The organism is Bacteroides sp. D1 (genome assembly GCF_000157095.2).
Classification (GTDB): Bacteria; Bacteroidota; Bacteroidia; order Bacteroidales; family Bacteroidaceae; genus Bacteroides; species Bacteroides xylanisolvens.
On sequence record NZ_JH114343.1, the window covers coordinates 245,627 to 258,277 of the forward strand.

The following is a 12,651-nucleotide window of genomic DNA, read 5'->3' on the forward strand; positions in this document are numbered from 1 at the left end:
CTTATGGATAAGAGAATCTTACTAACTCTGGCTTTAGGAGCCATGTCGCAGGTGTTTACCCATGCATGGGAGCCTAAAGGAGATAAAATTAAAACAGTATGGGCTGAACAGGTGACGCCGGAAAATGTGTGGCAAAGTTATCCTAGACCACAGTTGCAACGGGCAGAATGGATCAATCTGAACGGATTGTGGAAGTATGCCGTAACGGATCAGAACACGCCTCGGAAGAATGTTTCCTTTGAAGGGGAAATCTTGGTCCCGTTTGCGATTGAATCATCTCTGTCCGGAGTGCAGAAAACATTTCTTCCTACGGATAAATTATGGTATCAACGTGAGTTCACCTTAGATCCTTCCTGGAAGAACAAATCTACTATCCTGCATTTCGGAGCAGTGGATTATGAATGTCAAGTATGGGTGAATAACCGGTTGGTCGGTACGCATAAAGGAGGAAATAACCCGTTCTCGTTTGATATTACTAAATACCTGAAGAAGAGTGGTCCTCAAAGCATTGAAGTAGCCGTCACCGACCCGACGGACACGGAGTCTATCTCCCGAGGAAAACAGCAACTTAACCAGGAAGGTATCTGGTACACGCCTGTATCGGGCATTTGGCAAACTGTGTGGCTGGAAGCGGTGAATAAAACCTATATTCGTCAGGTACTTCCTTCCACTGATATTGAGAGAAAATCCGTGAAGCTGGCTTTCGATATAATCGGAGCCAAAGGCAATGAAGAAGTGAAAATAGAAGTGTTGGATGATGGCAAAGTAATCAAGACGGTGGAACAGAAGTTGACTAATGCGATAGAAATAGACGTTCCGAACGCTGTCTTATGGTCTCCCGAATCTCCGAAACTGTATCATTTGAATATTGTCTTATCCAATGGAGGACGTGTTTTAGACCGGGTAAAGAGTTACTTTGCCTTGAGAAAAGTAGATGTCCGTAAAGATGAGTGCGGATATAACCGTATTTGCCTGAATAACCAACCCATCTTCCAATACGGTCCGCTCGATCAAGGCTGGTGGCCCGATGGATTGTTGACTCCTCCTTCCGAGGAAGCGATGTTGTGGGACATGGTGCAGTTGAAGAAGATGGGATTCAATATGATCCGTAAACATATCAAAGTAGAACCGGAGCAATATTATTATTACGCTGATTCTCTGGGATTGATGATGTGGCAAGACATGGTTTCCGGTTTTGCTACGTCAAGGAAGAAGGAGGAACACGTCAATCCGTTGGCTACTACTGATTGGAACGCTCCCGAAGAACACACCCGCCAATGGCAAAAAGAAATGTTCGAGATGATTGACCGTCTCCGTTTCTATCCCTGTATCACTACCTGGGTGGTTTTCAATGAAGGATGGGGACAGCATAACACGGTGGAAATCGTAAATAAAGTGATAAAATACGACGATACACGCCTGATAAACGGAGTGACCGGCTGGACGGACAGAGGCGTAGGCGATATGTACGACGTACATAATTATCCTGTCACTTCCATGATCCTGCCGGAGAACAACGGCAACCGCATTTCCGTACTGGGAGAATTTGGTGGCTATGGCTGGGCGATCAAAGAGCATATCTGGAATCCGAATATGAGGAACTGGGGGTATAAGAATATAGACGGAGCAATGGCTCTGATTGATAGTTACGGCCGTCTGGTATATGATTTGGAAACGCTGATTGCCCAAGGGTTGAGTGCGGCTGTTTATACACAAACCACAGATGTGGAGGGAGAAGTAAACGGCCTGATTACTTACGACCGGAAAGTAACTAAAATACCGGAAGGCTTGTTACACCTGATGCACAACCGTTTGTATGAAATCACCCCTGCGAAAGCTGTTACTTTGATTGCAGACAGTCAGAACGGAAGCAAGAATACCCGCCTTGTCAGTCTGAACGGTCAGGAGCTGAAAATGACTTCTTTGCCTTTCGACTGTCCCCCTCGTTCTACGGTAGTATCAGAAGCTACTTTTAAGGTGGATAAGGATTTCAGTCATCTGTCTTTATGGCTGAATGTTGCCGGAGAAGCAAAAGTATGGCTGAATGGAGTGGAAGTCTTTGCGCAGGAGGCAAAGCAGACCAGGCAATATAATCAATACAATATCAGCGATTACAGCCGTTACTTGCGAAAAGGAAGTAATTTGTTGAAAATTGAAGTGAAAGATAGCAAGAAGATGAGATTCGATTATGGGTTGAGGGCTTATTAATCAGATTCATATTCTACTTTGTGAGTTTCTTGCTATAAAGTTGAAAGGCAAGTGAATATCTGCAATATCAAGTTAATGTATGAGCCCCATAGCGATGTCACTATAGGGCTCATTAACTATCATTTTTCCGGCTCACTCGTATGGGCACATTTTTTTATAACAAACTTTCTTATTGAAATTTCTTATTTTCTTCGAGGAGCTCTTGGCTACATTGCTCCGGTGCCAGAGGGGTAAAGAGTTCTATCAGGTTTTCTTCGGGATCGCGCAGGTATAGGGTACGCATCCCCCAATCGGGCATATCCGTAGGTTCGGTGATAAACGTCACGCCTTTTGCTTTTAGATCGGCAAAAGTTTCGTCGAGGTTATCTACACTGAATGAAACCATTAATTTCTCACGCATCGCAACGGGCTGTTGCTTATCTGCATTGCCTACCGCAGGTGCCATCCAGTCGGATACAAAAAGGGTGAAGCCTTCTATCCCGTCAGCTACTTTAAAATTGGCATATCCGCTATTTTCATCTCCCCAGGATGGCTCTAATCCGAGTTGTTCGGTGTAGAACTTGAAGCATTTGGCGAAGTCTTTCACTAATAATCTTACGTTGCTGAATCTCATGGTTTACTGATTAATAGTTTGTAATTTGTTTCTTATATCAAAATGCAAATATAATCATTCTATTGGATAGCGTTTCAAAAAACTGTATTTACCTCATTAGTGCATAGAAACGAGTTAAACGGTGCGCTAATGAATGGGTCCAGGGTGAGGGGTGGTGAGGGTAGATTTATAACCTTTTATTTTATTATTTTCTATACTATCTCCTTTTTTATCCTCAAAAAAAAATACGAAAGTTATAAATCTACCCTCACCACCCCTCACCCTGGACCCATATCTTATAATAAAAAGATAACGGGGAATCTTAAAAACTCAATCATCTTTTTCAGATTTACCACAACGTTTCCAGAATACTCCATTATTTTATTCAAAACCGTACAGAGAATGAGCCAAACCCGTACGTAAATGAACTATTTCACCACAGAGGACAGTTAGAAGATCCATACTGAACAGATGAGATTATCTGAAATCCAGAATAAAGAATTACAGGATAAAATTGCTGTGATAAATAAGAATTCTGAAGAATAGATCAAAGCAATGCAGAAACAATATGAGACTACTAACAGGTAGCTGAAGATTTTCATATCGGCTCAAAAGAGTCCTATACACTGTAATTATTGGCTCATTTTGAGCCGATATATTAATAATATTATGTATTTTTGAGCCGATATAATCAATTAAATAGCAATGGAAGAAGAAATTCAACAATATCTTCGTTTTCATCCTCTATCTTCTAGGTCAGAATTAATGGAGGGAGTGAATACTAAAGTAAGTGTCGCCACATTCAAGCGTTTATTAGCTGCCATGATTTCCGCTGGAAGTATTGAAGTCATAGGGCAAGGACCTGCCACCTGTTATAAACTAACACCACAAACGTTTGTTACAAGTTATTTCGACTTAGAATCATACTTTCGGAAAGAAGTTGATGAGCGTGAAATTCAACAAGCTTTCAATTTCAGCCTTATTCCTGATATATTGCCTAATGTTGACCCTTTCACGATGGATGAACGGAAACATTTAACGGCTCTTCAAGAAACGTTTAGAAGAAATGTATTAGAAATGACAGACGGAGAGTACCGGAAAGAAATGGAAAGGTTAGGTGTGGATCTTAGTTGGAAGTCTTCTCAAATTGAAGGGAACACATATAATCTTCTTGAAACGGAAAGACTTTTGCTGGAAAAAGAAGAAGCAAAAGGTAAAACTAAAGAAGAAGCCATTATGCTACTAAATCACAAGGAAGCTCTTGATTTTATTTTAGATAATCCTGATTATCTTCAGTATTTATCAATAAGAAAGATTGAAGACATTCATAGTATCCTTATTAAAGAACTGGGAGTTGAGCGTCATATTCGTTCTCGGCGTGTTGGTATTACGGGTACGAATTATCGTCCACTTGATAATGAATATCAAATAAGAGAAGCTATGGAAGACACTTGTCAATTAATCAATAATAAGGAGAGTATCTTTGATAAAGCTTTCCTAGCTTTAGTTCTGTTATCTTACATTCAGCCATTTGCTGATGGTAATAAACGTACTGCCCGTATAACAAGTAATGCAATACTTATAGCCAACGGTTATTGTCCTTTATCATTTCGTTCAGTTGATTCTATCGACTATAAGAAAGCTATGTTAGTTTTCTATGAACAAAATAATATATATCCATTTAAGAAAATATTTATAGAACAGTTTGAATTTGCTGTGAATACATACTTTTGAATTTATCTGTATATTGATGGTTGTTCCAACGATGACATTATTATAAATATAATAATTATGTTCATAATAAATTTGTAATGCTTCCTGTTTTAATAAACATTGGTTTTCCGTCTGCAATAATTTTCTCCTGAAAGCCGGAAGTTTCTGAAAGACTTTTATCTTTGCAACTATAATACATACGGCACTATGAAAAAAGTGATTCTGATTTTTGTGACAATCGTCCTTTCCGGTCTGCTTTATGCAAAAGATAATAAGAGTACCGATGCGTTACTTCGTGAGATTGATGGTATCATTAAAAACCGTCAGACCTATGGAGCGGAAAAGGAGGCGCGTATCGCTGACCTGAAGAAATTGTTGGCGGAGGCTACTTCCGATGAACAACGATATGGTTTTTGCGGACGTCTTTTCGATGAATACCGGGCTTATAATCTGGATTCGTCTTTTGTCTATGCTCAACGGAAAGAGGAACTGGCGCATCGCATGGATAAACTGGATTATCTGGATGATGCTGCCATGAATATGGCGGAAGTGATGGGAACTACCGGAATGTATAAAGAAGCGTTGGAACTATTGGGGCAGATTGATAAGAAAACGTTGCCCGATTATCTCTATGGTTACTATTATCATCTGTATCGCACTATTTACGGATTGATGGGAGATTATGCCGTTACGGAGAAAGTCAAGAAAGAGTATTATCGAATGACGGATCTGTATCGTGACTCTCTGCTGCAGGTCAACGCTTCCGACTCTTTGGGGCACGTATTGGTGATGGCGGATAAGTGTATCGTACATGCTCAATACGATGAAGCCATCCGTATGCTGATGGAATATTACAACAAACCTTCTTTGGATGACCATTCAAAAGCAATGCTTACTTATACTCTCTCCGAAGGTTACCGGTTGAAAGGCGACAAACAAGGGCAAAAACATTACCTGGCCCTTTCGGCTATTGCCGACCTGAAATCGGCAGTAAAGGAATATGTATCTTTGCGCAAACTCGCTTCCCTTGTCTACGATGAAGGGGATATTGACCGTGCCTACAATTACCTGAAATGCTCCTTAGAGGATGCCACTCTTTGTAATGCCCGCCTTCGTACGTTAGAAATCTCGCAAGTCTTTCCTATCATTGACCAGGCTTACCAATTGAAAACCAAACGGCAGCAGCAGGAGATGAAAGTATCATTGATTTGTATCAGTTTGCTTTCCGTATTTTTGTTGGTTGCCATTTTCTTCGTTTACAAGCAGATGAAAAAGGTTGCTGCCGCACGTCGCGAAGTGGTCGATACCAATACGTTGTTGCAAGAACTGAACGAAGAACTTCACGACTCTAATTCGCAACTGAAAGAGATGAACCATACGCTTTCGGAAGCCAACTATATCAAGGAGGAATATATCGGCCGATATATGGACCAATGCTCCACTTATCTCGACAAGATGGATTTATACCGTCGTTCCCTGAATAAAATTGCCGCTGCCGGAAGAGTGGAAGAACTATATAAAGCCATTAAATCTTCTCAATTCCTTGACGAAGAACTGAAAGAGTTTTATGCAAACTTCGACATGACTTTCCTGCAACTCTTCCCCAATTTTGTGGAGGAATTTAATGCGCTGCTCACAGAACCCATGCAACCCAAACCGGGAGAACTGTTGAACACCGAACTCCGTATCTTTGCCCTTATCCGGCTGGGGATTACGGACAGTACCAAGATAGCGCAATTCCTCCGTTATTCCGTGACTACCATTTATAATTACCGGACCCGTGTCCGTAACAAAGCTTTGGGAGAAAGAGATGAATTTGAGACTAAAGTAATGCAAATAGGGAAGGTGGAAGAATAAGAAAACCACTACTTTTTTAGTCTGACTTCTATTTTATAACGTTCTTATATTTAGTGGTTTATGCTGTGAGACACTGTATAAATCACTATATTTTTGCTATCTGCTTTAAGAAGCAGTATGAAATGTGGATACTTTTGTTTCACGGTCATTTCAGCAATGACACAGAGAACGAAAACAAAAGTAACCCTAATATTAACTTTAAATTAATGTACATGAAACAGAGTATGAAGTCGAAAGGCTTTGAACGCCGCCTCTTATTAATAATGTGGGGCTTGTTCCTATCTCTTAGTGCATTCGCACAACAGATTTCAATAAAAGGACATGTAGTAGATGCCACGGGTGAACCGGTGATCGGTGCCAGTGTGGTGGAAGGACGTACAACGAATGGTACGATAACCGATGTAGACGGTAATTTCTCATTAAGCGTTCCGGCTAACAGCACGCTGACTATCTCTTTTGTCGGCTATAAAACGCAGACTGTTCCGGTGAACGGGAAAAACTCGTTGAAAGTAACCTTGCAGGAAGATACGGAAGTATTGGACGAAGTTGTTGTAGTAGGTTACGGAACGATGAAAAAGAGCGATTTGACTGGTGCCGTATCTTCTGTCGGAGTGAAGGACATCAAAGACTCTCCGGTAGCTAATATCGGTCAGGCAATGCAGGGAAAAGTATCCGGCGTGCAGATAATCGATGCCGGTAAGCCGGGTGATAATGTCACCATTAAAATCCGTGGTTTGGGTACGATCAATAACAGTAACCCGCTGATTGTCATTGACGGAATTCCTACCGACTTGGGATTGTCTTCCTTGAATATGGCTGATGTGGAACGGGTAGACGTATTGAAAGATGCTTCGGCAACAGCTATCTATGGTTCGCGTGGTGCCAACGGTGTGGTGATGATTACCAGCAAACGTGGTGCCGAAGGTGCCGGAAAAGTAACGGTAAACGCAAACTGGGCTATTCAGAACGCTACTAAAGTGCCCGATATGCTGAATGCTGCGCAATATGCCGCTTTGAGCAATGATATGCTGTCTAATAATGATGATAATACAAACCCTTATTGGGCAGACCCTTCTTTATTGGGAACAGGAACGAACTGGCTGGATGAGATGCTACGTACGGGAGTGAAACAAAGCTATTCGGTTAGCTATTCCGGTGGTACGGAAAAGGCACATTACTATGTATCCGGCGGTTTCCTCGACCAGTCCGGTATCGTGGAAAGCGTTAATTACCGTCGTTTCAACTTTCAGGCAAATAGTGATGCCCAGGTCAATAAATGGTTGAAGTTCACTACTAACCTGACATTCAGTACGGACGTGAAAGAAGGAGGAAGCTATAGCATCGGAGATGCGATGAAAGCACTTCCCATCCAGCCGGTGAAGAATGAAGACGGTAGCTGGAGCGGTCCCGGACAGGAAGCGCAATGGTATGGAAGTGTCCGCAATCCGATCGGTACGTTGTACATGATGACGAACGAGACGAAAGGATATAACTTTCTGGCAAATATCACCGGAGAGATTGCCTTTACCAAATGGTTGAAGTTGAAAAGCACCTTCGGTTATGACGCCAAATTCTGGTTTGTAGACAACTTTACTCCGGCTTACGACTGGAAACCGAATCCGGTAGAAGAATCTTCCCGCTATAAGAGTGACAACAAATCATTTACCTACCTGTGGGATAATTATTTTGTATTCGACCATACTTTCGCCCAAAAACATCGTGTAGGGGTGATGGCAGGTTCTTCCGCCCAGTGGAACAACTATGATTACCTGAATGCTCAAAAGAATATCTTCATGTTTGATAATATCCATGAGATGGACAACGGCGAGAAGATGTACAGCATCGGTGGCAGCCAGAGCGACTGGGCACTGCTCTCTCTGATGGCACGTCTCAACTATTCTTACGAAGATAAATACCTGCTTACAGCCACTGTGCGCCGTGACGGTTCCTCCCGCTTCGGTAAGAACAACCGTTGGGGAACATTCCCTTCCGTTTCTCTGGCATGGCGTATTTCGCAGGAAGAATGGTTCCCGAAAGACAACTCTCCGGTGAATGACCTCAAACTGCGTATCGGATACGGTGTGACCGGTAATCAGGAAATTGGTAACTACGGCTTTGTGGCTTCCTATAATACGGGAGTCTATCCTTTCGGCAACAACAACTCCACCGCTTTGGTATCTACCACCCTTTCCAATCCGAATATTCATTGGGAAGAGGTACGCCAAACCAACTTCGGTGTGGATATGAGCCTGTTCAATTCACGTGTCAACCTTTCGCTGGATGCCTACATCAAGAAGACGGCAGACATGTTGGTGAAAGCTTCCATCCCTATCACCTCCGGTTTTGAAGATACTACTGAAACCTTTACCAATGCCGGCAAGATGCGCAACAAAGGGGTGGAAATGACCCTGCGCACCATCAACCTGAAAGGTCTTTTCTCTTGGGAATCTGCTTTAACGGCTACCTATAACAAGAATGAAATTCTGGATCTGAACAGCGAAACTCCGATGTTTATCAATCAGATGGGTAACTCATACGTGACTATGCTTAGAGCCGGTTATCCGATCAATGTATTCTACGGATACGTGACCGACGGACTTTTCCAAAACTGGGAGGAAGTAAACCGCCACGCCACCCAACCGGGAGCAGCTCCGGGGGATATCCGTTTCCGGGATTTGAATAACGATGGAGTCATCAACGATGAAGACCGTACCGTTATCGGTAACCCGAATCCGAACTGGTTCTTCTCTTTAAGCAATAATTTCTCTTATAAGGGATGGGAACTCTCCGTTTTCCTGCAAGGCGTATCGGGAAACAAGATTTATAACGCCAACAATGTTGACAACGAAGGAATGGCAGCCGCTTACAACCAAACCACAGCCGTATTGAACCGCTGGACGGGTGAAGGTACCAGCAACTCTATGCCCCGCGCCATTTGGGGAGACCCGAACCAGAACTGCCGTGTATCCGACAGGTTTGTGGAAAACGGTTCCTATCTCCGTCTGAAGAACATCACGCTTTCGTATACACTGCCTAAAAAGTGGATGCAAAAGATTCAACTGGAAAATGCCCGCATCTCTTTCTCTTGCGAGAATGTGGCAACTATCACCGGATATTCCGGCTTCGACCCGGAAGTGGATATTAATGGCATCGACAGCAGCCGTTACCCGATTTCACGTACTTTCAGTATGGGCTTGAACTTTAACTTTTAAATCAGGAGAAAGAATATGAAAAAGATAATAACTTTGGTATTTATGTCTGCCGTGCTGGCATTGACATCGTGCAACGATTTCTTGGATAAATATCCCAAATATGGCGTCGATCCCGAATCGGAAGTGACGAATGAGATTGCTGTGGCACTGACTACTGCCTGCTACAAGACTCTTCAGTCATCTAATATGTATAACCAGCGTATTTGGAGCCTCGACATCATCGCAGGCAACAGTGAAGTAGGAGCCGGAGGAGGTACTGACGGTTTGGAGACTGTTCAGGCTTCCAATTTCATTGCCCAGAGCGATAACGGCTTTGCCTTGTATGTATGGCGTTCTCCGTGGGTTGGGATCGGACGTTGCAACATCGTGCTTTCCAATTTGCCTTCAGCATCTGTCTCCGATGAGATAAAGACCCGTTGCATGGGTGAGGCTTATTTCCTGCGTGCACATTATTATTATATTCTGGTTCGTTTGTACGGAGGGGTGCCTTTGCGCTTGGAGCCGTTTGAACCGGGAGAATCTGCGGATATTGCCCGTAATACGGTAGATGAGGTATATGCTCAAATTCTTTCCGACTGCAAAAATGCAGTGAATATGCTTCCTCCGAAAAGCAGTTATGGAGATGCTGACAGGGGACGTGCCTGCAAAGAGGCTGCAATGGCGATGCTGGCGGATATTTACCTGACACTGGCTCCCAACCATCGCGACTATTATAATGAAGTAGTGACCTTGTGCAATAACATTGCTGCAATGGGATATGATCTGACTCAATGCAATTATGCCGATAACTTTAATGCGACGATCAATAATGGTGCGGAATCTCTCTTCGAAGTGCAATACTCCGGTAGTACGGAATATGACTTTTGGGGCGGCGATAATCAAGCATCCTGGTTGTCTACTTTCATGGGACCACGTAATTCGGGTATGGTAGCCGGTGCTTATGGATGGAATCTGCCTACGGAAGAGTTTGTCAAGCAATACGAAGACGGTGATTTGCGGAAAGATATCACTGTGTTGTATCAGGGTTGTCCTGCTTTTGATGGTATGGAATACAAACGTTCCTGGTCCAATACGGGTTATAACGTACGTAAGTTCCTTGTGTCGAAAACCGTCTCTCCGGAGTATAATACCAACCCCAACAACTTTGTAGTATACCGTTATGCGGATGTCTTACTGAAGAAAGCGGAAGCTTTGAATGAGCAGGGACATCCGGATCAGGCTGCCGAACCATTGAATATCGTTCGTAAGCGTGCCGGACTGACAGAGCTGCCGACTACTCTGACGCAGACCGAAATGAGAGAAAAGATTATTCACGAACGTCGGATGGAACTTGCTTTTGAGGGACATCGCTGGTTCGATATGATCCGGGTTGATAATGGAAATTATGCATTGACATTCCTGAAATCTATCGGTAAGAATAATGTGACCAAAGAACGTCTCCTGTTGCCTATTCCGCAGACGGAGATGGACTCCAATCACCTGATGACTCAAAATCCCGGTTATTAATCCGTTTTATAATCATTCATTTAGACAAATAATATGATGAAGAAATATATATATCAGTTGTTATGCTCTCTTTTCATCGGTGGAACGATGGTTGCTTGTACCGAGGATTATATGGAGACAGATAAAGGACATGATACCCTCACCCTTTCGGTGAATCAGCAGGAGTTGGTGTTGAACGAAAAGAACCATAGTCAGGAGGCGCTGGCGCTTTCATGGACTACCGGAACGAATTATGGAAGCGGTAACCGTATCTCTTATACGCTGGAACTGGCGAAAGCCGGAACGGACTTTGCGAATCCTTATTCGGTAGATTTGGGTACGGGAACGTATCAATGGACTAAGAAAGTGGAAGAACTTAACCAATTTCTGCATACGCAGTTCGGTATCGGTTATGCCGTGAAAGCGGAGTTGGAAGCACGTATCACAGCGGTTGTTGCCGGAATGGAAGATCAGAAACAGATTGCGACGGCTGCCTTTACGGTGACTACTTACCAGCCGGTTACTACGACGCTTTACCTGATTGGTGATGCTACTCCGAACGGATGGAGCGCCGATAACGCAACGGCAATGGAACGTACGGATAACGGACAATTTACATGGACAGGAAAGCTGAATACCGGATCGTTTAAATTTATAACGACCTTAGGAGAATTCCTGCCGTCGTACAACCGTGATGCTACTGCCGAAGAAGGATTCAAACTGACCTACCGTACATCGGGTGACCAACCGGACGAACAGTTCACAATCAGTAAAGAAGCAACTTATATCGTAAAAGCAAACCTGCTCGACCTGACATTGACACTTACCGAAACGGAAGATATTGGCTGGAGATATGAGGAGTTTTTCATTGTCGGTTCGTTTACGGGTAACAATGGTTGGGGATTTGAAGCACTGTCTAAAGATGCTGTCCAAATGGATCTGTTCCATTATGGAGCCGTGATTCCCTGGAAGGCGGACGGAGAATTTAAATTCGCTTCTGTGACAGATTTCGGTCAGGCGGATGCTTTCTTCCATCCTACCATGGCTAATGCTCCGTACACTTCGACATCCGTAGTGCTTGGAGGTGACGATAATAAATGGCAGATGAAGGAAGCCGAATGTGGCAAGCCTTATAAAGTATGGTTCTATACAGGTAAAGGAAAAGAAAAGATGCTGATGCGTCCGTTCACTCCTTACGAAGGGCTGTATCTGGTGGGTGAGGCAACTCCGAACGGATGGGATTTAGGCAATGCTACTCCGATGACTAAGAGTGCCGACAGTCCTTATATCTTTACCTGGAGCGGCACGCTGAAGGCAGGTGAGATGAAGATATCCTGCGATAAGCAGTCAGACTGGAACGGGGATTGGTTTATGGCGGATAAGAGCAACAAGGCTCCGACGGGGGAAGTAGAGACGGCATTGTTCGTTGCTAAGTCGGATGCGGAGTTGAACAGTATGTATCCGGATACAGATTTGGGTAGTTTGGATTATAAATGGAATATTCAGGAAGCCGGTTCTTATCGGATTACGATTGACCAGTTGAAAGAGACGATTTCGATTGTGAAACAATAAAACAAGAATTCA

General features: G+C 43.4%; 7 protein-coding genes. 6 read left to right on the forward strand and 1 reads right to left on the reverse strand.

The features are described from left to right. Positions 1-3: 3 nt before the first annotated feature. Positions 4-2,208 carry a glycoside hydrolase family 2 protein gene (locus tag BSAG_RS09935; protein WP_008997585.1) on the forward strand — a complete coding sequence of 735 codons (2,205 nt, stop codon included), beginning with the start codon at positions 4-6 and terminating at the stop codon, positions 2,206-2,208. A gap of 169 nt (positions 2,209-2,377) precedes the next feature. Here the strand turns inward: BSAG_RS09935 and BSAG_RS09930 are convergent, their stop codons facing one another. After that, positions 2,378-2,821, reverse strand: coding sequence for a VOC family protein (locus BSAG_RS09930; protein ID WP_004317405.1), 444 nt, complete (start codon positions 2,819-2,821; stop codon positions 2,378-2,380). Positions 2,822-3,505: 684 nt separating this feature from the next. Between BSAG_RS09930 and BSAG_RS09925 the strand changes: the two genes are divergently transcribed. The 5 genes from BSAG_RS09925 (at position 3,506) to BSAG_RS09905 (ending at position 12,639) form a co-directional block, all read left to right on the forward strand. Further along, complete coding sequence (locus BSAG_RS09925) at positions 3,506-4,534, forward strand: Fic family protein (protein WP_004317407.1); 1,029 nt, start codon at positions 3,506-3,508, stop codon at positions 4,532-4,534. A 186-nt stretch (positions 4,535-4,720) separates the two neighbouring features. Next, a complete protein-coding gene (locus BSAG_RS09920; protein ID WP_004298604.1) occupies positions 4,721-6,370 on the forward strand; it encodes a DUF6377 domain-containing protein in 1,650 nt (549 codons plus the stop codon). Positions 6,371-6,582: 212 nt separating this feature from the next. Continuing rightward, positions 6,583-9,582: a SusC/RagA family TonB-linked outer membrane protein gene (locus tag BSAG_RS09915; protein ID WP_008770512.1), complete on the forward strand. Its 3,000-nt coding sequence runs from the start codon at positions 6,583-6,585 to the stop codon at positions 9,580-9,582. A 42-nt stretch (positions 9,583-9,624) separates the two neighbouring features. After that, complete coding sequence (locus BSAG_RS09910; RefSeq protein ID WP_008997587.1) at positions 9,625-11,088, forward strand: RagB/SusD family nutrient uptake outer membrane protein; 1,464 nt, start codon at positions 9,625-9,627, stop codon at positions 11,086-11,088. Between the two features lie 36 nt (positions 11,089-11,124). After that, complete coding sequence (locus tag BSAG_RS09905; RefSeq protein ID WP_004317414.1) at positions 11,125-12,639, forward strand: SusF/SusE family outer membrane protein; 1,515 nt, start codon at positions 11,125-11,127, stop codon at positions 12,637-12,639. The last annotated feature ends 12 nt before the right edge of the window (positions 12,640-12,651 follow it).

What these genes read in the sequence shown, in the direction of transcription:
- BSAG_RS09930 (WP_004317405.1), bottom strand. Translation starts at nt 2,821, where the DNA reads ATGAGATTCAGCAACGTAAGATTATTAGTGAAAGACTTCGCCAAATGC.
- BSAG_RS09905 (WP_004317414.1), top strand. Translation starts at nt 11,125, where the DNA reads ATGAAGAAATATATATATCAGTTGTTATGCTCTCTTTTCATCGGTGGA.
- BSAG_RS09925 (WP_004317407.1), top strand. Translation starts at nt 3,506, where the DNA reads ATGGAAGAAGAAATTCAACAATATCTTCGTTTTCATCCTCTATCTTCT.
- BSAG_RS09915 (WP_008770512.1), top strand. Translation starts at nt 6,583, where the DNA reads ATGAAACAGAGTATGAAGTCGAAAGGCTTTGAACGCCGCCTCTTATTA.
- BSAG_RS09935 (WP_008997585.1), top strand. Translation starts at nt 4, where the DNA reads ATGGATAAGAGAATCTTACTAACTCTGGCTTTAGGAGCCATGTCGCAG.
- BSAG_RS09910 (WP_008997587.1), top strand. Translation starts at nt 9,625, where the DNA reads ATGTCTGCCGTGCTGGCATTGACATCGTGCAACGATTTCTTGGATAAA.
- BSAG_RS09920 (WP_004298604.1), top strand. Translation starts at nt 4,721, where the DNA reads ATGAAAAAAGTGATTCTGATTTTTGTGACAATCGTCCTTTCCGGTCTG.